26 protein-coding genes are annotated in these 24,048 nt (G+C 65.1%); 15 read left to right on the plus strand and 11 right to left on the minus strand.

Annotation, left to right across the window (positions count from 1 at the left end; genetic code table 11):
• Positions 1-153 precede the first annotated feature (153 nt).
• From Q0L57_RS33545 to Q0L57_RS33555, 3 genes are all read left to right on the plus strand, one after another.
• The gene (locus Q0L57_RS33545; RefSeq protein WP_296747476.1) at positions 154-1,686 is read left to right on the plus strand and encodes a UxaA family hydrolase; all 1,533 of its coding nucleotides are present in this window, start codon (positions 154-156) and stop codon (positions 1,684-1,686) included.
• A gap of 15 nt (positions 1,687-1,701) precedes the next feature.
• Entirely contained in the window at positions 1,702-1,887 is a 186-nt protein-coding gene (locus tag Q0L57_RS33550; RefSeq protein ID WP_296747478.1) for a 4-oxalocrotonate tautomerase, read from the plus strand.
• 98 nt (positions 1,888-1,985) lie between these two features.
• Entirely contained in the window at positions 1,986-2,879 is an 894-nt protein-coding gene (locus tag Q0L57_RS33555; protein WP_296747480.1) for a dihydrodipicolinate synthase family protein, read from the plus strand.
• Between the two features lie 65 nt (positions 2,880-2,944).
• On the opposite strand, the gene hutH is transcribed toward Q0L57_RS33555, so the two are convergent.
• On the minus strand, positions 2,945-4,441 hold the full coding sequence (hutH, locus tag Q0L57_RS33560) for a histidine ammonia-lyase (RefSeq protein ID WP_296747482.1): 1,497 nt from the start codon (positions 4,439-4,441) through the stop codon (positions 2,945-2,947).
• 243 nt (positions 4,442-4,684) lie between these two features.
• On the opposite strand from hutH, the gene Q0L57_RS33565 reads away from it, so the two are divergent.
• From Q0L57_RS33565 to Q0L57_RS33600, 8 genes are all read left to right on the plus strand, one after another.
• Positions 4,685-4,957: a hypothetical protein gene (locus Q0L57_RS33565; protein ID WP_296747483.1), complete on the plus strand. Its 273-nt coding sequence runs from the start codon at positions 4,685-4,687 to the stop codon at positions 4,955-4,957.
• A 185-nt stretch (positions 4,958-5,142) separates the two neighbouring features.
• On the plus strand, positions 5,143-6,345 hold the full coding sequence (locus Q0L57_RS33570) for an ABC transporter substrate-binding protein (protein WP_296747485.1): 1,203 nt from the start codon (positions 5,143-5,145) through the stop codon (positions 6,343-6,345).
• A gap of 78 nt (positions 6,346-6,423) precedes the next feature.
• Positions 6,424-7,290 carry a branched-chain amino acid ABC transporter permease gene (locus tag Q0L57_RS33575; protein WP_296747487.1) on the plus strand — a complete coding sequence of 289 codons (867 nt, stop codon included), beginning with the start codon at positions 6,424-6,426 and terminating at the stop codon, positions 7,288-7,290.
• 7 nt (positions 7,291-7,297) lie between these two features.
• Entirely contained in the window at positions 7,298-8,272 is a 975-nt protein-coding gene (locus Q0L57_RS33580) for a branched-chain amino acid ABC transporter permease (RefSeq protein ID WP_296747488.1), read from the plus strand.
• Positions 8,273-8,275: 3 nt separating this feature from the next.
• Complete coding sequence (locus Q0L57_RS33585) at positions 8,276-9,055, plus strand: ABC transporter ATP-binding protein (protein WP_296747490.1); 780 nt, start codon at positions 8,276-8,278, stop codon at positions 9,053-9,055.
• On the plus strand, positions 9,052-9,774 hold the full coding sequence (locus Q0L57_RS33590; RefSeq protein WP_296747491.1) for an ABC transporter ATP-binding protein: 723 nt from the start codon (positions 9,052-9,054) through the stop codon (positions 9,772-9,774). Before Q0L57_RS33585 ends, Q0L57_RS33590 begins: the two co-directional genes overlap by 4 nt.
• 9 nt (positions 9,775-9,783) lie before the next feature.
• Positions 9,784-10,536 carry an aspartate/glutamate racemase family protein gene (locus Q0L57_RS33595; protein ID WP_296747493.1) on the plus strand — a complete coding sequence of 251 codons (753 nt, stop codon included), beginning with the start codon at positions 9,784-9,786 and terminating at the stop codon, positions 10,534-10,536.
• 114 nt (positions 10,537-10,650) lie between these two features.
• Positions 10,651-11,358 carry a GntR family transcriptional regulator gene (locus Q0L57_RS33600; RefSeq protein ID WP_296747495.1) on the plus strand — a complete coding sequence of 236 codons (708 nt, stop codon included), beginning with the start codon at positions 10,651-10,653 and terminating at the stop codon, positions 11,356-11,358.
• 54 nt (positions 11,359-11,412) lie between these two features.
• Here the strand turns inward: Q0L57_RS33600 and Q0L57_RS33605 are convergent, their stop codons facing one another.
• On the minus strand, positions 11,413-12,315 hold the full coding sequence (locus Q0L57_RS33605) for an SDR family oxidoreductase (protein WP_296747497.1): 903 nt from the start codon (positions 12,313-12,315) through the stop codon (positions 11,413-11,415).
• Between the two features lie 98 nt (positions 12,316-12,413).
• On the opposite strand from Q0L57_RS33605, the gene Q0L57_RS33610 reads away from it, so the two are divergent.
• Entirely contained in the window at positions 12,414-13,247 is an 834-nt protein-coding gene (locus tag Q0L57_RS33610; RefSeq protein ID WP_296747499.1) for a helix-turn-helix transcriptional regulator, read from the plus strand.
• 11 nt (positions 13,248-13,258) lie between these two features.
• On the opposite strand, the gene Q0L57_RS33615 is transcribed toward Q0L57_RS33610, so the two are convergent.
• Complete coding sequence (locus Q0L57_RS33615; RefSeq protein WP_296747500.1) at positions 13,259-14,200, minus strand: GlxA family transcriptional regulator; 942 nt, start codon at positions 14,198-14,200, stop codon at positions 13,259-13,261.
• Between the two features lie 86 nt (positions 14,201-14,286).
• Between Q0L57_RS33615 and Q0L57_RS33620 the strand changes: the two genes are divergently transcribed.
• A complete protein-coding gene (locus Q0L57_RS33620) occupies positions 14,287-15,432 on the plus strand; it encodes a DJ-1/PfpI family protein (protein WP_296747502.1) in 1,146 nt (381 codons plus the stop codon).
• 2 nt (positions 15,433-15,434) lie between these two features.
• Here the strand turns inward: Q0L57_RS33620 and Q0L57_RS33625 are convergent, their stop codons facing one another.
• A complete protein-coding gene (locus Q0L57_RS33625; RefSeq protein ID WP_296747504.1) occupies positions 15,435-16,397 on the minus strand; it encodes a LysR family transcriptional regulator in 963 nt (320 codons plus the stop codon).
• Positions 16,398-16,480: 83 nt separating this feature from the next.
• On the opposite strand from Q0L57_RS33625, the gene Q0L57_RS33630 reads away from it, so the two are divergent.
• Positions 16,481-17,302, plus strand: coding sequence for a class I SAM-dependent methyltransferase (locus tag Q0L57_RS33630; protein ID WP_296747506.1), 822 nt, complete (start codon positions 16,481-16,483; stop codon positions 17,300-17,302).
• A gap of 12 nt (positions 17,303-17,314) precedes the next feature.
• Positions 17,315-17,872 (plus strand): hypothetical protein, encoded by a 558-nt coding sequence (locus tag Q0L57_RS33635; RefSeq protein WP_296747508.1) that lies wholly within the window; start codon positions 17,315-17,317, stop codon positions 17,870-17,872.
• On the opposite strand, the gene ugpC is transcribed toward Q0L57_RS33635, so the two are convergent.
• The 7 genes from ugpC to Q0L57_RS33670 form a co-directional block, all read right to left on the minus strand.
• The gene (gene ugpC, locus Q0L57_RS33640; protein ID WP_296747510.1) at positions 17,873-18,964 is read right to left on the minus strand and encodes a sn-glycerol-3-phosphate ABC transporter ATP-binding protein UgpC; all 1,092 of its coding nucleotides are present in this window, start codon (positions 18,962-18,964) and stop codon (positions 17,873-17,875) included.
• Positions 18,965-19,019: 55 nt separating this feature from the next.
• Positions 19,020-20,051, minus strand: a complete 1,032-nt coding sequence (locus Q0L57_RS33645) for an ROK family protein (protein ID WP_296747512.1) — start codon at positions 20,049-20,051, stop codon at positions 19,020-19,022.
• Positions 20,051-20,773 (minus strand): ribulose-phosphate 3-epimerase, encoded by a 723-nt coding sequence (locus Q0L57_RS33650; protein ID WP_296747513.1) that lies wholly within the window; start codon positions 20,771-20,773, stop codon positions 20,051-20,053. The genes Q0L57_RS33645 and Q0L57_RS33650 overlap by 1 nt, the downstream gene beginning before the upstream one ends.
• Positions 20,770-21,588: an alpha/beta hydrolase gene (locus Q0L57_RS33655; protein ID WP_296747515.1), complete on the minus strand. Its 819-nt coding sequence runs from the start codon at positions 21,586-21,588 to the stop codon at positions 20,770-20,772. Before Q0L57_RS33655 ends, Q0L57_RS33650 begins: the two co-directional genes overlap by 4 nt.
• Complete coding sequence (locus Q0L57_RS33660) at positions 21,588-22,406, minus strand: sugar phosphate isomerase/epimerase (RefSeq protein ID WP_296747517.1); 819 nt, start codon at positions 22,404-22,406, stop codon at positions 21,588-21,590. Before Q0L57_RS33660 ends, Q0L57_RS33655 begins: the two co-directional genes overlap by 1 nt.
• Positions 22,406-23,482 carry a Gfo/Idh/MocA family oxidoreductase gene (locus tag Q0L57_RS33665; RefSeq protein WP_296747519.1) on the minus strand — a complete coding sequence of 359 codons (1,077 nt, stop codon included), beginning with the start codon at positions 23,480-23,482 and terminating at the stop codon, positions 22,406-22,408. Before Q0L57_RS33665 ends, Q0L57_RS33660 begins: the two co-directional genes overlap by 1 nt.
• Positions 23,483-23,486: 4 nt before the next feature.
• Positions 23,487-24,048 (minus strand): sugar phosphate isomerase/epimerase (locus Q0L57_RS33670; RefSeq protein WP_296747521.1); only part of this gene is annotated, 562 nt, incomplete at its 5' end.

Consider the following 24,048-nt stretch of genomic DNA (forward strand, 5'->3'; position numbering starts at 1 on the left):
GTCGCGCAACCGGCATTGCTGACAATTAACGATCATGCTTGATGCCCATGCGGGATCGCTCGATACGGCGCCTTCGAAGCGAAAAATTTGTGTTTGCTGATTGCTGACAATCAAGCCAAACTGTGTTTGATTGGCGCCGAAAAGGAGCGGGCGATGGCTGAACTGAAAAGCGCGGTGCTGCAGCTGAAGCCGGGCGACGAGGTCGCGATTGCGCTGCGCGATATCTTCGCCGGCGAGGTGCTGGCCCCGTTCGACCTGCGGGCCGCCACCGCCGTCCCGTTCGGCCACAAGGTGGCGCTACGCCCTATGGAGCAGGGCGGTGTCATCCATCGGCTCGGCCAGCCGATCGGTCTCGCGACCGCTCCGATCGCCGCCGGCTCGCATATCCATCTCCACAATATGGGTTTCGAGGCGTCCATCGCGGGGCGGGCGATCGGCACCCGGCTATCGAACGCGCCGGTCCGCGTCCCTACGGATATCCCGACCTTCGAAGGCTATCCGCGCGCCGACGGCAAGGTCGGCACGCGCAACTATGTCGGCGTGCTCACCTCGGTGAATTGTTCGGCGCTGGTGGCGCGCATGATTGCCGATCATTTCCGCGATCCCGCCCGCCTGCTGCCCTATCCGGGTGTCGACGGCGTGGTGGCATTGACCCACAAGTCGGGTTGCAGCGTCGCCGACGGCTCGATGTCAATGAAGATGCTGCGCCGGACGCTCGCCGGCTACGCAAGGCACCCGAATTTCTCCGGCGTGCTGCTCGTCGGGTTGGGCTGCGAGGATAACCAGATCGACCAACTGATCGAGGAGGAGCAGCTTGAGCTTGGCGACGATCTGGCCAAGCTGGTGATGCAGGAGACCGGCGGCACCCGATCCAGCATTTCTCGCGGCATCGAGATGGTCGAGGCGATGCTGGAGAAGGCTGCCGCAAGACGGCGCCGCACGGTTCCGGCAAGCGAGATCACCGTCGGACTGCAATGCGGTGGCTCCGACAGTTTTTCCGGCATTTCCGCGAATCCGGCGCTGGGCGCGGCCGTCGACCGTCTCGTTGCCTGCGGCGGAACGGCGATCCTGTCCGAGACGCCGGAAATCTATGGCGCCGAGAACCTGCTGCTCGAACGCGCCATCAGCAGCGAGGTCGGCGATAGGCTGATCGGCCTGCTCGAATGGTGGGAGGATTACACCCGCAACGAGCCGCAGGGCTTCGACAACAATCCTTCTCCCGGTAACAGGGCTGGCGGTCTGACGACGATCCTCGAGAAATCGCTGGGCGCGGTGGCCAAGGGCGGCACCACCAACCTTGTCGAGGTCTACGGTTATGGACGGCCAGTCGACAAACGCGGACTGGTGTTCATGGACTCACCCGGCTTCGACCCGATGTCGGCGACCGGGCAGGTGGCGAGCGGCGCAAATCTCATCGCCTTCACCACCGGGCGGGGCTCATGCTTCGGCTGCCGCCCGGCGCCGTCGATCAAGCTGGCGACCAATTCCGGGATGTTTGCCCGCATGGAAGAGGACATGGACCTCAACTGCGGGACGATCCTCGACGGCAACAGCTCCATTGACGACATGGGTGAGGTGATTTTTCGCGAGATGATCGCCACTGCTTCGGGTAAGCCCACCAAGAGCGAGCTGCTCGGCTATGGCGACGACGAGTTCGCGCCGTGGCACGTCAATGCGTGGCTATAGGATCAGAGGAAAATCATGCCGATAATCACCGTCAGGATGTTCAAGGGTCGCAGCGTCGACCAGAAGCGGGAGTTCGTCGAGGTGGTGACCCGCGAGACCACCCGCATCCTGCAATGCGGGCCCGAGGCGGTCGAAATCGTGTTCGAGGATATCGAGAAGCACGATTGGGGCATCGGCGGGAAACTGATGGCCGACAAGTAGTTGGCGCCGGCGGACGACACGGTGCCTACGAGCAATTCTCTCGCCACCCAACCAGCTTCAACCCGGCGGACACCGCCACCAACAGGGAGATCAGGACTATGACATGGAGCGGTGTTTTTCCCGCGGTTACCACCAAGATGCTGAAATCGGGAGCCATTGACCTGGAGGCCACCCAGGCGAGCATCGATCGCCTGGTCGCGAATGGCGTTTCGGGTGTGATCGTCCTGCCGATGCTCGGCGAAAACGCCATCCTCACCCAGGCCGAACGCGACACCGTCGTCACGGCGGCGCGCGAGGTTGTGGCCGGCCGTGTGCCGCTGCTGTCGGGTCTGGCTGAATTGTCGACCGACAATGCCGTTGCCGCGGCGCGCAACTATCAGAAGCTGGGCGCCGAGGGCCTGATGACCTTTCCGAGCCTTGGTTATCGCACGGACCGCCGCGAAACGGTCGAATGGTACAAGGCGGTTGCGCAGGCGAGCGACCTGCCGGTGATGATCTACAACAACCCGATAGCCTACAAGGTGGACGTCGATGTCGAGACGCTGAAGGCGCTGGTCGATGTGCCCGGCGTCGTCGCCATCAAGGAAGAGACGGGCGATATCCGGCGGGTGACCGACCTGTTCAACGCCTTCGGCGATCGCTTCGACATCTTCTGCGGCGTCGACGATCTCATTCTTGAAAGCCTGGCGCTCGGCGTCGTCGGCTGGGTTTCGGGCATGACCAATGCATGGCCGGCGGAATGCGTCGAGCTCTTCAACGCGGCGAGGTCCGGGGACTTCAAGAGCGCGCTGCCGCTCTACAGGCTGCTGACGCCGGCCTTCCACCTCGACACCGACGTGAAGCTTGTCCAGTACATCAAGCTCGCGGAACATTTCGTCTACGGCGCACCCGAATTCGTGCGCAAGCCGCGCCTGCCGATCGAGGGCGACGAGCGCGCGATGGTCGAGAAAATCATCAGAGCCGCGATCGCGGGCCTCGCCAAACGAGGCTGATCCCGTCGCGCGCTTCCCGTTCGAGGCTGGTCATTAGGTCGGCGCTCCAAGAACGCCGGCCTGCGCTAAAAGCGTGGCCCCGCCACCATGTGCGCGACACGCGCCATGTCGGCGCTCATTTCGCGGTCGTCGTCGAGCGGGGCGACGAGCGCGCGCACGGCGGCATAGGTGCGTCGCGGCCCTTCGCCCATTGTGTCGAGGACACCGCGCAGCTCTACTCCGGTCGCCGCGAAGATCAGCTCCATCGCCACCAGATAACGCAGGCGCTCGATGATCCCGGCGGTCTTGGCCACCACGCGCGGCGCCATCGAGGACTGGTCCTCGACGCCGTCCGAAACCGCGAGCGGGCTGAGCGACATCGGGTTTGCAAGATGCCGGATCTCGGCCTCCAGCGCGGCAACCGGCTTCTGCAATTCCGCATAGCCCTGGCGGCTGCCGCCCCTGGCCGACAGGAAGCGCGGCAGTTCCGCCACCGTCGGCGACATCAGCTTCAGCGAGCGGTTGGCTGTGCCGACGGCGCAATGGGCGAGCGCCTGGCCGAGTTGCTCCCAGGCCAGCGTGAATGCCGTGAGGTCGAAATTGCCGTTGGAGACTACCTGTTCGACCGCCGGCAGGATCACCGGATTATCGCCCGAATGGCTGAGCTCGATCTCGGTCGCCAGCCTGGCCTGTTCGAAGGCATGCAGCGAACCGCCCCAGACCTGCGGCACGCAGCGGAAGCTCAGCGGGTCCTGGATGCGCCGCGCCGCGTTCTCTTTCCACAGGCCACTGCCGGCTAGCTCCGTCCGCAGCCGCGCGCCGATCTCGCACTGGCCGGATGCCGGCCGCGCCGCCAGGGCATCCTCGTCGATGGCCTTGAGCGACGCGCGGAACGCTTCGTAGTTGAGCGCGACCGCCGCCAGCGACCAGTCGATCAGGCAAGCGACATCCTCCAGCGCCAGGCATGCGGTTCCCGTCGAAAGGCTGTTCGCGACGATGATGGCATGGCCGTCCTTCTCGCGCAGGTCGAGCGGCTCTAGCCCGGCAAGCGCAAGCGCCTCGGCCGAGTGCATGACCTTGCCCTGATATTCGGTCTCGCCCTCGCCGCGCAGCGCCCTCGCCAGATGGCCGAGCGGGGCAAGGTCAGCCGCCCCGATCGACCCCCAACTGGGGATCACTGGATGAACGCCGGCGTTGAGCGCCGCCAGCAGGCCCAGGATGACGCGCTCGGAGGCGCCGGTACCGCCGGCGGCCATGCCCGAAATGCGCGCCGTCATCAACGCTCGTACCGCCTCGACGGGCAGAGCCGGCCCGGCGCCCATGCTGTGGCTGAGAGGCACGCTGTGCTGGAACGCGATCAGGTCGGCCTCCGCGAGCGGGGTGTCGACGCACGCGCCAAGGCCGGTGGTGACGCCGTAGAGCGGTTTGCCAAGCTGGGTCAGGTGCTCGATCAGGGCGCGGCTTGCCCGGATGCGCTGCATGGCTGTCTCGCCGAGCACCAGACGGGCATCGCGCCGTGCTATGTCGGCGACATCGGCTGTGCCGAGAGGGTTGGCGTCGAGGACTACAACTCTTGCTGTCATTTTCTGCGTCCATTCCATGATCGGCGTCACGGCATTTCGCCCGGAGACTGGCGGGTGCAGCATAATCGCGATCCGGTCCGGGCACTGTCGTGAATCCGTCTGATCGCTGCGGGTGCCCTGTTTCCGCAGCTCCTTCCGATGTCAGTTCAATTGGTAGGGCTCCCGACATGTTGGAACCTTTGTCACGCCGCCAGCTTTGCTTATATTCTCAAAATATCGACAGCCAGAAAGGCAGTGCCCATCATGACGAAATACCTCACGTTCCTTGCGCTCGTTCTTGGCGTGGCCTTCGGCATGTCCGCCCCGGCATCCGCGGCGGAGCGATATCGCGATCGTAGCATCGAGCAGGAACGCTACGTTCCAGCGAGTGACGACATCATCGATTTCCTGTTCGGCGGCCCGCGCTACTACGACCAGCAGCTGTTCACCACTGCCGCTGGTCCCTGCGCCTACGACCGGACAGGCCCAGATGGGAACGCCGCCAATATGATCAATGGTCATTATTGCGGAAAATAGCCGGCGTCCCTGCAGCTTCTTCTGCCGAGCATGCCGCAAGGCGGAGGGTCGCACACGTTCTACGAAATTATTGTATACAATAAATCAGAAAGATGTTGACAATCTGTCGCAGTCGGTTTCCCTTAAGGTATCCGCGCAGCCAATGAGCCAAACACAAAGCGCGATAACCAGAAGGGGAACTGCAGATGATCAACCGTCGTTCGACTCTGAAATCCATTGCGCTTGGCGCCGTCTCGGCCCTCGCGATTGCCGCCGTGGGCATCTCGTCCGCGCAGGCTGAAAACAAGGAACTCAAGATCGGCTTCGTCGGCGTCACCAGCGGCCCGGCCGCCGCCTGGGGCACGTCCAACGTGCGTTCGATGCAGACGCGCGCCGCCTGGCTCAACGAGACCGGTGGCGTCAAGATCGGCAACGATACCTACAACATCAACATCGTCACCTTCGATGACCAGAAGGACCCCAAGCGCGCCATCGCCGGCATGGAGAAGATGGCGCAGGAGGGCGTGCACTATGTCGTCGGGCCGAATGTCGATGACGGCGCGGCCGCCGTGCGCCCTGTCGCCGAGGCCAACGGTATTATCTACTTCCCCTACGCCTTCCCCAAGGCGCTCTATCAGAAGCCGGCCTCGAATGCCGTGCTGGGCATGATCGCGAATTACCAGTCCGGCCCGGCGATCTACAAATACCTTAAGGAAAACAAGGGCGTGAAGACGATCGCCTTTGTAGCGGCGAATGAATCCGACCCGCTCAGCCAGCGCGACAGCGGCGTCGAGGCGGCCAAGGCGCTCGGCCTGCAGATCGTCGCCCAGAACGACACCTACCAGAACGACACCCGCGACTTCACGCCGGTGCTGACCCCGATCGTGGCGCTGAAGCCCGACCTTCTGGTGCTCTCGGGCGTGGCGCCTGCCAACGCGCCGCTGCTCATCCGCGCCGCTCGCGAACTCGGCTATGAGGGCCTGATCTCGACCGAAACCGCGCAGGACGCGAAGGTTCTTCAAGAAGGCGCCGGCGAATACGCCAACGGCTTCATCTCGGTCGGCGGCGCCTCCACGCCGGAGATCGCCTCGGACGCGATGAAGGAATTCGTCGCCCGCTACACCAAGATGTTCGGCGAATACAACGACGAGTCCAACACCAAGGTCTACGCGCTCGAATACATCATCGAAACCTTGAAGGCCAATCCGAAGGCCATCAACGATGTCGCCGAATTCAAGAAGACAATGGACACCTTCTCGGCGCCCAACCCCTATCTCAAGGGCGACGCCAAGCTGAACTATGTCGGCACGACGTCCTTCGGCCAGAAGCGCCAGCTCGCCGTGCCGATGGTGGTCAACGAGTACAAGGACGGCGCTTTCCAGACCCTGTTCGTCGGTTCCGTCGACTGACGTACCTTCGCATATCGCTTCCTCCCGCTTGCCACGGGTCCGGGCCACGGCCCGGACCCGTGGAAGATCGAAGGTGTCATGGAACAGGTCATCGCCAACGGATTGTATCTCGGTGCCCAATACGCGCTGATCGCGCTGGGTCTCACCCTGATCTTCGCCCTGATGAACGTGCTCAATTTCGCCCACGGGCAAATGTACGTGCTGGGCGGGTTCATCACCTATACCGTCTACGGACAGCTCGGCCTGCCTTTCGTGGTGGCGTTGCTGGCGTCGGGTGTGACGCTCGCCATCATCGGCGCGCTGATGGAGAAATTCCTCTTTCGCACCGTCATCAAGCGCAGTCATCGCGAGGAGAGCACCATGTTGCTCGCGGCGGCGACGGCATTTTTCTTCGACGCCGTCATCCTGCTGATCTTCGGCGAGAAACAGCGCGGCGTCCCCAAGATCGTCAAGGGCGTCTTCAACGACTTCGGCATCATCATGCCGTATGACCGCCTTCTGGTCGGCGCTCTGGCCATCATCTTCATCGCCGCCTTCGTCCTCTACATGCAGTACAGCCGGGTCGGCCGCGCCATGCGCGCGCTCGCCCAGGACCGCGTCGCGGCGCAGCTGATGGGCGTGCGGGTCGATCGCTATTCGATGATCGGCTTCGCCATGGGCGCCATGCTGGCCGGTGTGGTTGGCGGTCTCCTGGTCACCATCACCGGCGTCAATTCCGGCATCGGCGGGCCGATCTCGATCAAGGCCTTCCTGATGGTGATGATCGGCGGCGCCGGCGTCGTCGGCGGCGCGATCGCCGGCGGCTTTATCCTCGGCATGATGGAGTCCGTCGGCCTGACAGTGCTGCGCGAATATGGCGACGTCACCTACCTCGTCATCTTCGCCGCCCTGATGGTGTTCCTGTCGATCCGTCCAAACGGGTTGATGGGCAAGCCGTGGGGTTGATCGCACCATGAACAGCACGCTGAAAATCGCTTCGGTCGTCGCCTTCCTCGCGATCGTTTTCATCGCCGTGCCGGCCGCGATCTCGTCGAGCGGCCGCTTCGACCTCTACTACACGTTGACCTCGGTGGCGCTGCTCAGCATCGCCAGTGCCGGCGTGTGGCTAACCTTCTATATCGGCCGAATCAACATCGGCCAGGGCGCCTACGCGCTGATGGGTGGCTACGTTTCGGCCATACTGGTGATGAACTACGGCTGGTCGTTCTGGCTGACCTTGCCCGTCGCCGGCCTCTTCTGCGCGGCGGCGAGCGTGCTGATCGGCCTGCCGATCCTGCGTCTGCGCGGCGTCTACTTCGCCATGGTCACGCTGGTGCTCACCGAGGTCGCGCGCCTGCTTGCGCTGGCGCTGCCGATCACCAACGGCGCCAAGGGCATCGTCAGCATCCCGCTGCCGGGCGCGCTGTCCGTCTTCGGCATCACGCTGATCCCGGACTTTGCCACGCTGCAGAACTCGCGGCTCGCCTTCTACCTGCTGGCTGTCACGTTGATGGTGGTCTGCTTCGCCGTGATGTACCGGCTGGTCAATTCGCGCATCGGCAGGCTCTGCCAGTCGCTGCAGCAGAACGAGGAGCTCGCTTCCTCGATCGGCGTCAACATCGCCTGGCTGCGCGTCATCGCCTACGGGGTTTCGTCCTTCTTCGGCGGCGTCGCCGGTGCCATCTTCGCCGCCATCTCGCAGTCGATCTATCCGTCGAGCTTCACGGTCACCGACTCCGTCAACTTCATGCTGAACTGCTTCCTCGGCGGCCTCGGCTATGTGTTCGGTCCAATGCTGGGAACGCTGGTGCTCTATTTCGGCTGGGACCTTCTGTTCCAGACCGGCCAGCTCCAGCTGCTGATCTATTCCGGCCTGATGATCGTCCTGATGCTGGTGCTGCCCAACGGCCTGCTCAGCCTCTCCGAAGCAACCCGGAAGAAGGGTTGAGCCATGGCCGAACTGCTCGAAGTCTCAGGCATCACCAAGCGCTTCGGCGGCCTGGTTGCCGTCAACGACGTCTCCTTTTCGGTGCGCGAGAAGGAAATCCTGTCAGTGATCGGACCGAACGGCGCCGGCAAGTCGACGCTGTTCAAGCTGATCTCCTCGTTCCTCAAGCCGACGACGGGCGAGGTGCGTCTCAAGGGCGAGCGCATCTCCGGTCTCGCGCCGCACATCGCCGCGCGCAGGGGCGTCGTGCGCACCTTCCAGGAGACGACGATCTTCAAGAACATGAGCGTGCGCGACAACGTCGTCATCGCACATCACCTGCGCTCGGAGGCGAACCTCTTCGGCTTCTTCCTCGGCACCGGAACTGCTCGGGCGGATGAGGCGGCCTTCCGGCAGTCCGCCGACGAAATCCTGGCCCTGCTCGGCCTGTCCTCACTGGCTGACGAGACGGCGCGCAACCTGCCGCACGGCCATTTGCGGGCGCTAGGCATCGCCATCGGGCTTGCCACCAATCCTTCGATCCTTCTGCTCGACGAGCCCTTCGCCGGCATGAATCACGAGGAGACGATGCGCATGGTGGAAATGGTGCGGCGGCTGCGCGAGCGCGGCCTCACCATCCTGCTCGTCGAACACGACATGCCGGCGGTGATGAAGATCTCGGACAGGCTCGTCGTGCTCAATTTCGGGCAGAAGATCGCTGAAGGAACGCCGTCGGAAATCCAGGCCAACGAGAAGGTGATCGAAGCCTATCTCGGCAGCGAAGACGAGGCGATCGGCCTATGAACCAGATCCTGAACTTCGCCAACGTCGAGCTTTACTACGATCACGTCTACGCGCTGAAGGGCGTCTCGCTGGAGGTCAACGAGGGCGAGACGGTCGCGCTGATCGGCGCCAATGGCGCCGGCAAGTCGTCGATCCTTCGGGCCATCACAGGGCTGCGCAAGATCCGGTCGGGAGAGATCCATTACGGCGGCAAGCGCATCGATGGCGCTGCCCCGGATGAGATCGTCAAGATGGGCATCGCCATGGTGCCGGAAGGGCGCCGCGTCTTTCCATTCATGACGGTCCGGGACAATCTCCTGATGGGCGCCTTCACGCGCTCCAGCAAGTCCGAAATCGCTGCGTCCATGGAGATGGTGCTGGGGCGCTTCCCGAGGCTCAAGGAGCGCTTCTCGCAGGCCGCCGGCACGATGAGCGGCGGCGAGCAGCAGATGCTGGTCATCGGCCGCGCGCTGATGGCCAAGCCGAAGCTGCTGCTGCTCGACGAGCCGTCGCTCGGCGTCGCTCCCAAGCTGGTCCAGGATATCGCCCGCTCGATCGTCGCGATCAACCGCGACGAGAAGGTCAGCGTGCTTTTGGTCGAGCAGAATTCCCGCATGGCGCTCCGCATCTCGCAGCGCGCCTATGCCCTGACCACCGGTAGTGTCGCGTTGAGCGGCAACTCCGCCGAACTGCTGACCGACGACAGGGTCAAGCGGCTTTATCTCGGCGGCGAGATCTGAGGCTTTCGCATGCGCATACTCGTCATCAATCCCAACACGACCGCTTCGATGACCGAAAAGATCGGCAAGGCGGCGGAAAGTGTTGCATCGACAGGAACTGAAATCGTGGCCGTCAATCCGGCCGACGGTCCGCCGAGCATCGAGGGCTATTTCGACGAGGTCTTCGCCATACCGGGCATCATCGCCGAGATGGGCAAGGAACCGGCGGCCGATGCCTATGTGATTGCCTGCTTCGACGATACCGGGCTCGACGCCGCGCGCTGCGCCACCGACGCGCCTGTCATCGGCATCGGCGAGGCGGCTTTCCATCTCGCCAGCCTCGTGGCCGGCAAGTTCAGCGTCGTCACCACGCTTGCGCGCTCGGTCCCGGCGATCGAGCACAATCTGGCGAAATACGGCCTCGCCTCGCGCTGCGCCAAGGTGCGCTCTTCCGAGGTCGCAGTGCTCGAACTCGAACGCCCGGGCTCGAATGCAAGGCACAGGATTTCTGAGGAGATTGCGCGCGCCATCAGCGAGGACAAGGCCGAGGCGATCGTGCTCGGCTGCGCCGGCATGGCCGACCTCGCGCACAGCCTGTCCGAGGAACATGGCGTTCCCGTGCTCGACGGCGTCGTGTGTGCCGTCACGCTGGCCGAGGGCATGTTCAAGGTCGGTTTGAAGACATCGAAAGTCGGCGGCTATGCTGCTCCGCGCGGCAAGCGGTTCGCCGGTATTTTCGCTCCGCTTTCGCCAACGGAAGTCGAGGCTGTTCAGGCTGGCTGACGCGGCTCGGTCCCGGACTGCCGGGATTGACCGGGGCGCGGGCGATACTAGATTGGGCAGGCTGCCAGCGATTTGGGGGCAGATCGGGCCATGTCGGGCCCGCGCATTGAAAGTATGTTGACGGTACTCAGGGAAGAAGATCGAGACGACAAGCCCGCGGCGCGCTGGTCGCCGATCTATTATGGGCTAAGGGACGCCATCGTCAGCCATCGGCTCGCTCCGGGCACCAAGCTGCCGGAGGACGAACTGGCGTCGATCTATTCGGTGAGCCGCACCGTCATCCGATCCGCATTGCAGGCGCTTGCCCACGACCGGCTGGCGCGGCTGGAGCCCAATCGCGGCGCCTTCGTGGCGCAGCCGTCCAAGATCGAGGCGCGCGAGGTGTTCGAGGCGAGGGCGCTCATCGAACCGAAGGTGGCGGCGCTTGCCGCCAGGACGGCGGTGCCGTCCGACATTGCGCAACTGAGGCAGCATCTCGAAAAGGAGCACGAGGCGCTGCATGACGGCCGCGACAGCGATGCCATCATGCTGTCGGCGCGCTTCCATGTCGGCATCGCCGAGATCGCCGCGCATTCGGTCTTCACCAACTTCGTGCGCGACCTGGTTTCCCATTCCTCGCTGATCATCGCGCTCTACTGGAAGCGCCGGGACGCGACCTGCGAGAAACATGCCCACCACGCGCTGGTCGACGCGATCGAAGCCGGCAACAGCGCCGACGCGGCCGCGCTGATGAACAGCCATCTGGTCGACCTGCTGTCCGGTCTCGACCTCACCGACAAGGTCGAGAAGTCGGACAGCCTGGCGGATTTGCTGCGGGCTTGAGGCAAGGCGGCCCGGCTTTGAAGAGCCGAGCCTTGGGATTGCTGGCCCCGCCCTTCAGGCAGCTGCGGCTTGGGAATAATCCATCCGCTCAAGGTCGGCGATAAGTCCGGGGCCGGTCGGCTGCCAGCCGAGCTGCGCGCGCGTCCACTCACTGGACGCCGGCATGTCGAGGCCGGCGAACATTCCAAGCCATTCGAAATGACCGGCGGCTTGCTCAGGCGACAGCGATACCACCGGTACCTGCAAGCCGGCGCCGATAACTTCAGCGATCTCGCGTACCGGAATGCCCTCCTCGCCGACCGCGTTGTACCGGACGCCCGCTTGCTGCTTCTCCAGCGCCAGACGGTAGAGACGGGCGACATCCAGCACATGGGCCGCCGGCCAGCGGTTGCGGCCTTCCCCGACATACGCCGAGACACCCTTCGCCCGCGTCAGCGCCACCAGCGGCGTGATCAGGCCCTGCTTGACCGTGTCGTGAACCTGCGGGAGCCGCACGACCGACACCTTGACGCCCGCCTCCGCCATAGCCGCGCCGGTCAGTTCGGACAGGATGCGTGGATTGGGATGCTCGGTGTTGAACATCTCTTCCTTCGCCGGCTGCCCGGGCTCGGCATTGCCCATGCCGGTGCCGGAAGTGATGATGAGCAGCCGGTCCGATCCGGCCAGCACACCGCCCATCGCTTCGATCACCCGTTTGTCCTTCTCGCAGTTTGCGACGAAGTTCGAGAAATTGTGATCGAAGGCGGTGTGGATGACGGCATCGGACCGTGCCGCGCCCTCGCGGAGGCTGTCGAGGTCCTCCAGGTCGCCGCGATGCGCTTCGGCGCCGGCAGCTGCGAGGGCTCGCGCGCCTGCGTCGGATCGGGTCAAGCCAAGCACCTGATACCCGGCAGCGAGCAGTTCCGGGACGATCCTGGAACCGATGAAACCGGTCGAGCCGGTAAGGAATACACGCATGGGAGGGTCTCCTCTGTTGTTCGGATATCCATTTTGCGCTACAAATCATCCTGTTAAAGTAGTGACTTTATCATGGTATAATAACCAACAGGATCGCGATGCCTGCCGGGACGACCAACAAGCTAGGCAACTTTCTTCGGGACCGGCGCATGCGCCTCGATCCTCTCGCCTTCGGCTTTTCAACCGGGCGCCGGCGCACGCAGGGACTGCGCCGCGAGGAGGTGGCGCAGCGCGCCAACATCAGCCCGACCTGGTACACCTGGCTGGAGCAGGGGCGTGGCGGAGCGCCGTCGGCCGATGTGCTGAACCGCATCGCGACCGGTTTGATGCTGACCGAGCCCGAACGCGAGCACCTTTTCATGCTGGGCCTCGGGCGTCCGCCTGAAGTCCGCTACAAGAGCGTCGACAGCGTGACGCCCCGCCTGCAGCGCGTGCTCGACGCACTGGAGGTCAGCCCGGCGATCATCAAGAACGCGGCCTGGGACGTGGTGGCGTGGAATCGCGCCGCGGCTGCGATGCTGACCGATTATTCCAAGCTTGCGCGCGAGCAGCGCAACATCCTGCGGCTGATGTTCGGCAACTCGCGTGTGCGCTATGCGCAGGAGGACTGGCGGAGCGTCGCCCGTTTCGTCGTCGGGGCCTTCAGGGCCGATGCGGAGCGGGCCGGCGCGGGCGCGGAAATCACCCAACTGGTCGAAGAGCTTTCGCGGATCAGTCCGGAGTTCGAGGCGTTGTGGCGCGACAACGACGTCGTCGGCGCCCACGGCGAAGGCGTGAAGCGCATCCACCACCCCGAGATCGGGCTGATCGAGCTGGAGTTCTCGGTTTTCGCGGTCGACGGCCGTCCCGAACTCGGCATGGTCGTCTACAATCCCGTGAACAGCGCGGACGCCGAACGCATCCGGGCATTGATCGCATCCCGCTCCGCCTGACCGCGTCTTCGTCAGGCCCGCGTCGCCGCGCGCCTGAGCGCCTGCGGCGGCTGGCCGAAGCTTCTGAGGAAAGCGCGGCGCATGCGCCCCGCATCGCAGAAGCCGCTTTTCTCGGCGATGCGGTCGAGCGAGGCGTTGCTGGTCTCCACCGCCATTCGTGCCGCCTCCAGCCGCAAACGCTCCACTGCCTTGGCCGGTGTGATGCCGGTCTCCAAGGCGAAGGCGCGGGCGAAATTCCTTGGGCTCATGGCGGCGCGGTCGGCAAGGCGCTCGACGGTCAGTGGCTCGGCCAGCCTGGCGCGGATCCACTCGATCAGCTCGACGAAGCGGCCGGAGCGGCCGCCGAGTTCGACCAGTCCGGAGAACTGCGACTGGCCGCCAGGACGGCGCTGGTGCACCACGAGCTGCTGCGCCGTGCGGCGCGCAATCGCTGGTCCGAGATCGTCCTCGATCAATGCCAGCGCCAGATCGATGCCGGCCGAGATGCCGGCGGAGGTCCAGACACTGTCATCATGGATAAAGATACGCTCGGCCTCGAGCTTCACTTTCGGGTAGCGGCGGGCGAAGTCTTGCGTGCTCCACCAATGGGTGGTGGCCGAGCGGCCGTCGAGAAGTCCCGCCTCCGCCAGAAGATAGGCGCCGGTGCACACGCTTGCCGTGCGGCGTACGTTCGCCCCGCGCAGCCAGGCGACGATCGCTTCTGCCGCCGCCATGGACCGGATGATCTCGCCGCCGGATATCATGGCGGTGTCGAGCTTCGCATCGGCCGACAATGGGCTCGCGGTCAGTCGCATGCCGGACGAGCTTTCGATCTCGCCGCCGCCCGGAGCCAGCATTTCGAGGCTATAGCTGCCCGGACAATAGTGTTCCGCCTGTTCGAAGGCCGCTGCCGGCCCGGCGACGTCCAGCAATTGGAATCCCGGATGTATGATGATGCCTATCGCCCGCTTCATGGCAGTTTTCGCCCGATATATGTCATTTCAGCCAAAGCCTAATGGCGATAGATCCATCGTCAAGTTGTCGATGAAAGGATTTTGCCATGGGTTTGCGGATCGCGTTGTGGAGCGCCCTGGGGATTGTCGCGCTGGCGGCGGCGGCCGCCACCATTTGGCTGCTGTCGCTGCCTTCATCGTCCCTGGTGGTGGCGCAGCCGCCCATCGCCGCCACCGAGGCCGAGGCCACTCTTGCCGCGCTGAAGCCGCCGAAAAGGCAGCGTCCGCTGGTCGCGGTAATCGGGATCAATGACGGCACCGAGACCACCGACTATCTGATGCCTTACGGCATCCTGCGCCGCGCCGATGTCGCCGACGTCGTCGCGCTGGCGACCCAGCCGGGGCCCATGCAGTTGCACCCGGCCTTGCGGATCAAGCCCGATGCCACGACAACGGCGTTCGATGCTCAGCATCCCGAAGGCGCCGACTACGTCATCGTGCCCGCCATGATGAAGGACGACGATGCCGACGTGATGAATTGGCTGAGAAGCCAGTCTGCCAAGGGCGCCATGGTGATCGGCATCTGCGCCGGAGCAAAGGTGGTTGGCGCGAGCGGCCTGCTCGATGGCAAGCGAGCGACGACGCACTGGTACTCCGTCAGTGAACTGCTTCAAAAGCATCCGACGATCAGCTACGTCCCCGACCGCCGTTTCGTCGTCGATCAAGGCGTCGCGACCACCACGGGGATCACGGCTTCGATGCCGATGATGCTGACCCTGATCGAAGCAATCGCGGGTCGGGAAAAGGCAGAAGCCGTCGCCGGTGATCTCGGCCTCGACCGTTGGGACGCGCGCCACGACAGCGGTGCCTTCAAATTCAGTAGGCCTTTCGCGCTGGCCGCGATCGGCAACACGCTCGATTTCCTGGGCCATGAGCGACTCGGCATCCAACTGACGCCTGGCATGGACGAGGTCTCGCTGGCGCTAGTCGCCGACACCTGGTCGCGGACCTTTCGCTCCAGCGCGGTCACCTTCGCCGCGAATGATGGCGCCGTCGTCAGCCGGAACGGAATCCGCTTCCTGCCCGATGAGGTCGAGGCGAGTTGGCCGGCCGAGCGCCAGGTTCCGGCGATCTCCGATCAGCGTCCGGCGAGGGCGCTCGACCAGGCGCTGCAAGACATCGCGGCCCGCTACGGCGCGCGCACGACCAACTTCGTCGCCACGCAGCTCGAATATCCGCGGGTAACGCAATGAGGTTACCCGGCGACGGACCTTCTTGAGCCTGGACGCGCGGGAGCCCTCTGGTCGGCGTCGCCTTTGTACCTCGAATGCTCGATGAAGGCGCGCAGCTTGGGCAGCACCTGATGCCTTTCCGGGTAGTAGAGGAAGACGCCCGGCGAGGTGACGGTGAAGTCCGTCAGCACCACTTCCAGGCGCCCACCGGCGATCGCCGACCGCGCGACGGGGCTCGGCACCTGCGCCAGTCCCACGCCCCGGATCGCCGCCCCCACCAGCGTCGAATAGTCGTGGGCGATGAGCGGCCCAGAGACGATCGCCTCGATAGTCTTGTTGCCGTCGATGAAGGACCATGGCGCGACCGAGCCGTTGGAGCGGCGCATGCGCAGGCACGAGTGCCCACGTAGATCCTCGATGCGTTCCGGACGGGTCCGCTGGCCTAGATAATCTGGGCTCCCGACAACCACGAACGGAAACGACGGCGTCAGCCGCACCGCCACCATATCGGGCGCGATCAACTCGCCCATCCGGATGCCGGCGTCGAAGCCTTCGGCGGCGAGGTCGACGAATTCCCCGCTTGCGACGACCTCCAACTCGATCTCCGGATAGTCTCGGCAGAAGGATGCGACGAGCGGCTCGAGCAGGACCGGCAGGACCGCGCGCGGAACGGAGAGGCGTAAGAGTCCCGCTGGCTTCCGCCCGAAGTCTCGGGCGGCCTCGCTCGCGGCGACGAGCTCCTCGAAAGCTGGCCTAGCGCGCGACAGGAAGCGCTCGCCCGCTTCGGAGAGGCCGACGCTGCGCGTCGTGCGGATGAAGAGCGCGACGCCGATCCGCGCCTCCAGCGTCCGCACCGCCTGGCTGATCGCAGACGGCGTGACGCCGAGCTCGGCGGCCGCCTTGCGGAAGTTGCGATGCCGCGCGACGCTTAGGAACGCCTCGACGCCGTCGAGCGCGCCATGCCTGACTGTGAAGTTCTGCTTCATGGCCTGTCGACATTATCGCGGATAGTTGCCGGCCGAAAGCCGCTCTATCTCTGCGGCATCGAACCCGTCCGGAGGAAATGACGATGAACGACTCGATAGACCGCGTACGCGACCACTACCATGCGACCGGCCTGACGGAGCGGCTGAAGGCAGCGCTTGCGGTTTTCGGACCGGAGGACCAGCCGCTCAAGCCGGAGCAGTTGGCGACGCTCGACCAGTTCCACACGCGCGGTCTCGCCGCGACGGCAGAATTGGCGAAGCTAGCCGCCATCACCGCCGATATGTCGGTTCTCGATGTCGGGTCCGGGATCGGCGGTCCAGCACGCTTTCTCGCCGCCGCCTATGGCTGCCATGTCGAAGGCGTGGACCTCAGTGAGCCGTTCGTCGATGCGGCGCGCTATCTGACCGGGCGGACGGGGCAGGGCGGGCTGGTGTCGTTTCAGGCCGCGAGCGCGCTGGCGCTGCCGTTCGGAGACGGTGAGTTCGACGTGGTGTTGCTGCAGCATGTGGCCATGAACATCGCCGATCGGGAGCAACTCTATCTCGAAATCAGGCGTGTGCTGAAACCGGGCGGCAGGCTCGCCACATTCGACGTGGTGCTGAATAACGGCGATCCGATCTATCCGGCCCCCTGGGCGAAGACGCCGGGCGAAAGCTTCCTGCTTTCCGCCGATGCGACTTGCGAGGCGATCGAGTCGGCGGGTTTCGGCACGCTCGTCCGGCAGGACGATACCTCTGCAGCCAAGGCCTGGTTCGCCGAGCTGAGGGCGTCAGGTCCGCCGCCGTCGCCGAATCTCGGCGTTGTCATGGGACCGGATTTCGCGCAGCTGGCCGCCAATCTCGGCCGCAACCTCATGGAAGGCCGTCTGGGCGTGCTGACGGCAGTCTTCGAAGCCGTCGACTAACAGGAGTGGAAAATGTCACCCGCGACGATCTTCAATATTCATCTCGGCCTTGGCTACGTGCCATTGCTGCTTTGCTTCAGCGCCTATATCTGGCCGAGGCTCAGACTGATGGACAGCGTCGAGGCGCAGCGTGCCATCGCCACGCTGCACAGCTTCCGCTTCTTCGGCCTGGTCTTCCTGCTCCCGGGCGTCGTCGGTCCGAACCTGCCTTCAGGCTTTGCCCCGTTCGCCGCCTATGGTGACTTCGCTACCGGCTTGCTCGCCATGCTGGCGCTGCTTGCCGTCAGATGGCCTTCAATCTTCTGGCCGTCGGTCGTTGCCTACAATCTCGTTGGGATAGTCGATCTTGTCGTCGACTATTATCACGGCGTCGTGCTCGATCTTCCCTCGTTCGCCGGGCAGTTGGGCGCGACCTACGCAATCCCGATCGTCTACGTGCCGCTGCTGATGATCACGCATATCGCCGCCTTCTATCTGCTGTTGCGTACGCAGCCCAAGGCTGCGCCGGCTGCCGGCGACGAGAGAGCGGGCGGCCTCAGATCTCTGCGGTCTCCATCGTCAGCTCGATGATCAACCGGCGTGAAACGGCGACAGCGCCGGCCCTTCTGGCCGGAACAGGTGGCAGGCGGATGGCGCGATGTCGAGCGCGATCGGCGCATGGAGTGGCGTGGAGTCGCCGCCTTCGGCCTGCACCACCAGTGAGACGTCGGGCGTCACCTGGACATGGAAGATGGTGAGGCTGCCGAGCCGCTCGGCGAGTGCTGCCTGCCCCTTGAACGGCCCGTCGGCGGAGATCTTGAGATGCTCCGGCCGCATGCCGAGCAGCAGCTCGTCGCCGGCCTTGGCCCCGCCGGCCGCGGCGGGCACAGTGAGCGCCTTGCCTCCAGGCAATGTGACGCTCACGCCATCGGCTCCGGTCGATGCCACTTTGACCTTGATCAGGTTCATCTTCGGCGAGCCAATGAAGCCGGCGACGAAGATATTGGCCGGCCGGTTGTAGAGATCGAGCGGCGAGCCGACCTGCTCGATGCGGCCGCCATTCAGCACCACGATCTTGTCGGCCATGGTCATGGCCTCGATCTGGTCGTGGGTGACGTAGATCATCGTCGCCTGCAGCTGCTCGTGCAGCCGCATCAGCTCGAGCCGCATGCTGACGCGCAGCGCCGCGTCGAGATTGGACAGCGGCTCGTCGAACAGGAACACTTTCGGGTTGCGCACGATGGCGCGGCCGATGGCGACACGCTGGCGCTGGCCGCCCGAGAGTGCCTTCGGGCGGCGGTCGAGCAGATGCGCAAGCTGAAGCACGTCGGCCGCATCCTTCACCTTGCGCTCGCGCTCCTGCGCCGGCACACCGGCGATCTTCAGAGCGAAGCCCATGTTCTCTGCCACGCTCATATGCGGATAGAGCGCGTAGGACTGGAACACCATAGCGAGCCCACGCTCCGACGGGTCGATGTCGTTGGCGCGCACGCCGTCGATGGTGAGATCCCCGGCGGTGATCTTCTCCAGCCCGGCGATCATGCGCAGCAAGGTGGACTTGCCGCATCCGGAAGGGCCAACGAAGACGACGAATTCGCGGTCGGCCACATCGAGATCGATACCCCGAATGATCTCCGCCGATCCGTAGGACTTGCGCGCACCGCGCAGCTTGAGCTCAGCCATGGCTTGCCTCCCTAGAGCCCGATGCCGAAAAGTGCGAAGCGGTCTTCGGACAACGTCATGCTCGCTTTGTTTGGTTGGAGCCGGTCTGTCCGCCGGCCTTTGTCGTATCGTTCTGCACCATCGCCAGCGCCGTGCCCGGCTCGCCCTCCCACAAGATCAGGCTTGCAGCGCCGACCAGGCCGGCGCGGTCGCCGAGCTCGGCCGGAACGACCGGCACGTCGCGATAGGCGGCCATCGCCCGTCCGTCGATCGTTGCCCGGATCCCTGGCGCCAGAAGGTCGAAGCCGTTGGCGAGGCCGCCGCCCATGACGATCACTTCGGGCGAATAGAGATGCAGCAGATTGGTGAAGCCGATGCCGAGCCATTTCGCTTCCGCCTCGACCAGCTCGCGAGCTGTCGCGTCGCCCATCCGCGCGGCCTCGACGACATGACGGGCCGACACCTCGCCATCACCGGCAAGCTGCCGCATCAGCGAGCCGTCGCGCGCGGACGTGAGCCTTGTGGCACGGCGCCCAAGCGCCGTTCCGGAAGCGACAGCCTCGAAGCAGCCGACATTGCCGCAGAAGCAGCGGTCGCCTTCGCCGGTGATGGTCATGTGACCGATCTCGGCTGCCAGCCCGCGCCTGCCGTGATAGATGTGGCCGTCCCCGATCACGCCGCCGCCGATGCCGGTCGAAACCGTGACGAAGACCATCGACTCGGTGCCGCGCCCCGCGCCGAAGCGCCATTCGCCGAGGGCGGCCGCGTTGGCGTCGTTCTCCAGCCTGACCGGCAGGCCGAACTGGCGGCTGAGGATGTCGATCATCGGCACGTTGTGCCAGCCGGCGAGCGTCGGCGGTCCGATGACGATGCCTGCCTTGGGGTCGAGCGGGCCGGGCGCGCAGGCGCCGATGCCGATGACCCTCGCTTGCGGATGCTCATTCAGCAGCTTGCCTGCCAGACCGATGATCTGGCCGATCACCGCTTCCGATCCAGCGCCGGCCAACGTTGGCTCGGAGACGCGCGCGATGACGTCGCCGCCGCGCTCGACCAGCGCGCCGCGCAGCTCCGTGCCGCCAAGATCGAAGGCAAGCGCAAGCGTGCTCATCAGGCGGCGACCTTCAGCCCGTGCAGCCAGCCCATGCGTTGCGCAAGGTCGGGATCGCCGAAGGCGAGCGAGCCGAGCACCACGGTGTCCGCGCCGGCGGCGCGCAGCAACGGCACGGTCTCGTGGCGGATGCCGCCGTCAGCGGCAAGCCGGATGTGGTCCTCGCGGCCGGCATTCCTGATCAGCGTGCGCGCCTCGATCAGTCGCGGGCAGGCCAGCTCGGAAAGGCTCTGGCCCTTGACGCCAATGGAGGTGCCGAGGAGCGTCACGAAGGCCACTTCCTCCAGGAAGGGAACGATTGCCGAGACCGGCGTCTCGAGCCGCAGCACGACGCCGGCTTCGGCGCCGAGCTCACGCGCCTGCCGCGCCGCGCGCAGGCCGGCCTCGCCGTTTTCGGCATGGATGGTAACGAGGTCCGCTCCGGCCTCGATGAACTGGCGCGTCTGCGCCTCGACGATTTCAGCTTCGACCATCAGATGCACATGGATAGGCTTGGCCGTGAGCTTCGCGATGCGCGCCACCAGATCGGGGAAGAACAGGAAGCCGGGGGTGAAGCGGGCGTCCGCGACGTCGATATGGTGCACGTCGGCATGGGCTTCGATCCGCTTCAGGTCGCGCTCCATGTTTGCGAGGTCCGCCGACCACAACGAGAATTCGCCGATGAGCCGGTTGCGGGGCAGGGCAGCGATGGCGGCAGGGCCGGAGAGGGTTTTGGCGGTCATGACTGTAAAGGGCTCCGGACTTTTGAATGCGTTTGGAGAAAGGACGTGATCTGCTCGTGCAACTCGCTGAAATGCCTGGCGCTGTCGCGCGCCTTGGGCGTGATTTCGGCGAAGGTCGCGTCAGGGATTGCAGCGGCGATCGCATAGGCGCTGGAAAGCGGATGCACGGCGTCGATTGCGTTGCCGACGACAAGCGCCGGAATGCCGAGGGCTGCCGCGTCGCGCTCGGATACGCCCGGTCCGTCGGCTGCGATGTTGGCGAGCACCTGCGCGAACGCGCTGGCATCGGGCCGGTCGAAATAGCCGAGCAGCGAGGAGAGATTGTCCGGCGCCTCACGATAGAGGCGAGTGGCGGTTTCGGATTGGGTGAAGACCCCGCGCGCCTTGTCGGGTCCGTATTCGAGAATGAGACCTGCGACCTCGGCAATAGATTCCATGTTCGGCGGCGCCGGAAAGAATGTCCACGCCGGTCGCACCAGGATCAGGCCGGTGACGCGCGTCGGATGACGGCAGGCGAGGCGCAGCGCGATGGCCGCGCCCATCGAGACGCCGCCGGCGACGAAGCGGTCGAGCCCGGCCCGGTGGGCGGCTGCGAAAACGTCATCCGCGAACATCTCGAACGAAAAGGGGCGCCGCTCGCCGAGGGCTGAGCCGCCATGCCCGCGGCATTCGAGCGTGATGCGGCGAAAGCCTGGAGGAAAAGTCTGCGCCACCTGCGCTTCGCCGCCGCCGAGCCCATGCTGGAATACGACCGGAAGGCCGTCGCCGGTGTCAGTGACGTGGAGCGAGGTGCCGTCGCGCAGCAGCATGCCCATCACACCAGACCTTTGAGGAAGCGGGCGACGCCGGGGGCTTCATCGGCCGAAAGTCCGTGCGTCACCAGCGGTCCGTCGAAGCCGGTCGCCTTGAGGCGGCCGACGAAGTCGGCGAAGTCGACGACGCCTTGCCCGGCGGTGGCGAAGCGTCCGTCGGCATAGCGATCCTTGGCATGGGCGAGCGCGACATGGCCCGCCGTGCGTTCGATCGCCTTCGTGACGATGGCCCGCGCATCGTCTGAACTGGCCTTTTCGAACAGGTTTGCTGGATCGAGCACCACGCGCAGCCGCTTCGAGCCCATCTCGGCGATCAGGCGCACCGCGTCATCGGCGGAGGTGACGATGTTGGCCTGTTCGGGTTCGATCCCAAGATCGACGCCATGATGCTCCGCAAGCCGCAAAGCCTTTTCCATCTCGCGCGCCATGTCGGCCCAGGCCGAAGGGTCGGCGTTGTCCGGGTGATGCGCCCACTGGTCCTCGGCATTGCGCGTTCCCGTGCAGAGCGTGACGAGCGGGATCGAGAGCTTCGCCGCCGCTTCGATGACAACCGCGAGCCGCCGCACTCCGTCGTCGCGCACGTTCTGGTCCGGATGCGCCATGTTATAGGTGCCGGAGAGCGCGGCAAGACCGATGCCGGAATGTCGCGATGCGGCCTCGATGGCGCGGATCGCCGCGTCCGGAACGCTGTCCGGCATCGACGGCAGGCCGGCGCATGCCAGGTTGAACTGGGTGGCCGCGAAGCCGGCGTCGCGCACGGCGGCCAGCACGCCGGCCGGCTCGCTACCCGCAAAAGTCTTGGCGAACACCCCGACCTGCATCAGACCGCTCCCGTCACGCTGGCGATCTCGACGCGCTCGCCGCTTTCGACCGAGCGGGCGATCGCCACCATCGCACGGATCGAGGCAAGCCCGTCCTCGACATTGGCGCCACGTTGCGGCGCGCCGTTGAGAACGGTGTCGGCAAGGCCTTCCAACTGGCGCCGGAAGAAATGGCCGTCGGCGCCGAGCGGCTTGCGGGAAGTCGCGTCCTTCTCGTGGAAGATGTCGACCTCGCTGGCGCGGAAGTACCAGGGATTGAAGGTCTTGGCGATCACCGAGCCGTTCTCGCCATAGAGCTGGAAGCCTTCATGCCAGTCCATGCGCACGGCGACGGTGAGGTCGAGATGGCCGAGCGCGCCGTTGGCGAACTCGGTCTCGACGAACCAGCAATAGGCGCCGAAGCGTTCGTTGAGGCGTGCGCGGACAGCCGTGATCTCGCCGCACAGGAACCGTGCGGTGTCGACCAGATGCGATCCATGCGCCAGCATGAAATACTGCCTCAGGTCCGCCTTCGGATTGCCGGCCGGCTTCCTCGCCAGCTTGCTGGTCACGGGCAGCGGCTGCACCGCGTCGGTGTTGGTGTAGCGATGCGTGGAGTCGCAGTACCAGGCCTTCAGCGCCAGGATTTCGCCCATCTCGTCGCGGACGAAATCGCGTGCCGCTTCCAGCGCCGGATCGAAGCGCTTCATATGTCCGACCTGCAGCACCTTGCCGGAGCGCTTGACCGCCTCGGCGAGCTTCTCGCCTTCCTCGACCGAGACGCCGATCGGTTTTTCGCACAGCACATGCTTGCCGGCTTCCAGCGCCTTGATCGACATCGGCACGTGATAGGCATCCGACGTCGCGACGATCACCGCTTCCAGTTCGCGGTCGGCAAGCATCTCGTCATAGTCGCCATACATCTTCTGCGGCTCGTAGGTCGCGCCCATGCGTGCGAGCAGATCGGGTGCGGCGTCGCAGATCGCATAGAGATCGGCATTGGCAGCCTTCACGCAGGATTCCAGATGCGCGAACTGCGCGATCGGCCCGCAGCCCAGAACACCGACACGAAGGCGACGGTCTTGTTTGCGGATCATCGTCTCAGGCCCCGTAGCCGCGCATCGTCTGGCGGTTGGTCTTTACCGCGCCAGCCGGGTCGGCGGCCGCGGTCTCGGATTCTTCCTCGAGCACCAGCCAGCCGTTGAAATGCGGCGCGGCGCTCGCGATCTCGATCACCTTCGCGGTGTCGCAGACACCCTTGCCCAGCATCGCCCAGGTGCCGCCGGCATCGACATCCTTGAGGTGCACGTAGCGGATGAGGTCGCGATAGGTGGTCAACGTGTCCGCCATGTCCTGGTGGCCGCGCAGGATGTGGCCGGTATCCGGCACCCAGCCGACCAGCGAGGCGTCGAGCAGACCGAAGATCTTGTCGTAGTCGGCGCGGTCGAAGAGCAGCGTGTTGTGGTGCGAGCTCGGATGCACGGCGACATGCACGCCCGCCCTACGCCCGAGTTCGCCGGCCTTGTTGTAGACCTCCGCCGCGATAGCGAATTTGTCCTCGCGCGGTCCTTCGGAGACCACAGTCGCCGAGCCCATCGACACCAGCGCGCCCGGGAAGGCGGCGGCGAAGTCGATCCAGCGCTTCGCTGCCTCGAGGTCGGCG

Source organism: Mesorhizobium sp., from assembly GCF_024509055.1.
Lineage (GTDB): Bacteria > Pseudomonadota > Alphaproteobacteria > Rhizobiales > Rhizobiaceae > Mesorhizobium.

Bases quoted from the DNA above. Each gene is read 5' to 3' on its own strand.
- Q0L57_RS33545 (WP_296747476.1), top strand. From the start codon at position 154: ATGGCTGAACTGAAAAGCGCGGTGCTGCAGCTGAAGCCGGGCGACGAG.
- Q0L57_RS33550 (WP_296747478.1), top strand. From the start codon at position 1,702: ATGCCGATAATCACCGTCAGGATGTTCAAGGGTCGCAGCGTCGACCAG.
- Q0L57_RS33555 (WP_296747480.1), top strand. From the start codon at position 1,986: ATGACATGGAGCGGTGTTTTTCCCGCGGTTACCACCAAGATGCTGAAA.
- hutH (WP_296747482.1), bottom strand. From the start codon at position 4,441: ATGACAGCAAGAGTTGTAGTCCTCGACGCCAACCCTCTCGGCACAGCC.
- Q0L57_RS33565 (WP_296747483.1), top strand. From the start codon at position 4,685: ATGACGAAATACCTCACGTTCCTTGCGCTCGTTCTTGGCGTGGCCTTC.
- Q0L57_RS33570 (WP_296747485.1), top strand. From the start codon at position 5,143: ATGATCAACCGTCGTTCGACTCTGAAATCCATTGCGCTTGGCGCCGTC.
- Q0L57_RS33575 (WP_296747487.1), top strand. From the start codon at position 6,424: ATGGAACAGGTCATCGCCAACGGATTGTATCTCGGTGCCCAATACGCG.
- Q0L57_RS33580 (WP_296747488.1), top strand. From the start codon at position 7,298: ATGAACAGCACGCTGAAAATCGCTTCGGTCGTCGCCTTCCTCGCGATC.
- Q0L57_RS33585 (WP_296747490.1), top strand. From the start codon at position 8,276: ATGGCCGAACTGCTCGAAGTCTCAGGCATCACCAAGCGCTTCGGCGGC.
- Q0L57_RS33590 (WP_296747491.1), top strand. From the start codon at position 9,052: ATGAACCAGATCCTGAACTTCGCCAACGTCGAGCTTTACTACGATCAC.
- Q0L57_RS33595 (WP_296747493.1), top strand. From the start codon at position 9,784: ATGCGCATACTCGTCATCAATCCCAACACGACCGCTTCGATGACCGAA.
- Q0L57_RS33600 (WP_296747495.1), top strand. From the start codon at position 10,651: ATGTTGACGGTACTCAGGGAAGAAGATCGAGACGACAAGCCCGCGGCG.
- Q0L57_RS33605 (WP_296747497.1), bottom strand. From the start codon at position 12,315: ATGCGTGTATTCCTTACCGGCTCGACCGGTTTCATCGGTTCCAGGATC.
- Q0L57_RS33610 (WP_296747499.1), top strand. From the start codon at position 12,414: ATGCCTGCCGGGACGACCAACAAGCTAGGCAACTTTCTTCGGGACCGG.
- Q0L57_RS33615 (WP_296747500.1), bottom strand. From the start codon at position 14,200: ATGAAGCGGGCGATAGGCATCATCATACATCCGGGATTCCAATTGCTG.
- Q0L57_RS33620 (WP_296747502.1), top strand. From the start codon at position 14,287: ATGGGTTTGCGGATCGCGTTGTGGAGCGCCCTGGGGATTGTCGCGCTG.
- Q0L57_RS33625 (WP_296747504.1), bottom strand. From the start codon at position 16,397: ATGAAGCAGAACTTCACAGTCAGGCATGGCGCGCTCGACGGCGTCGAG.
- Q0L57_RS33630 (WP_296747506.1), top strand. From the start codon at position 16,481: ATGAACGACTCGATAGACCGCGTACGCGACCACTACCATGCGACCGGC.
- Q0L57_RS33635 (WP_296747508.1), top strand. From the start codon at position 17,315: ATGTCACCCGCGACGATCTTCAATATTCATCTCGGCCTTGGCTACGTG.
- ugpC (WP_296747510.1), bottom strand. From the start codon at position 18,964: ATGGCTGAGCTCAAGCTGCGCGGTGCGCGCAAGTCCTACGGATCGGCG.
- Q0L57_RS33645 (WP_296747512.1), bottom strand. From the start codon at position 20,051: ATGAGCACGCTTGCGCTTGCCTTCGATCTTGGCGGCACGGAGCTGCGC.
- Q0L57_RS33650 (WP_296747513.1), bottom strand. From the start codon at position 20,773: ATGACCGCCAAAACCCTCTCCGGCCCTGCCGCCATCGCTGCCCTGCCC.
- Q0L57_RS33655 (WP_296747515.1), bottom strand. From the start codon at position 21,588: ATGGGCATGCTGCTGCGCGACGGCACCTCGCTCCACGTCACTGACACC.
- Q0L57_RS33660 (WP_296747517.1), bottom strand. From the start codon at position 22,406: ATGCAGGTCGGGGTGTTCGCCAAGACTTTTGCGGGTAGCGAGCCGGCC.
- Q0L57_RS33665 (WP_296747519.1), bottom strand. From the start codon at position 23,482: ATGATCCGCAAACAAGACCGTCGCCTTCGTGTCGGTGTTCTGGGCTGC.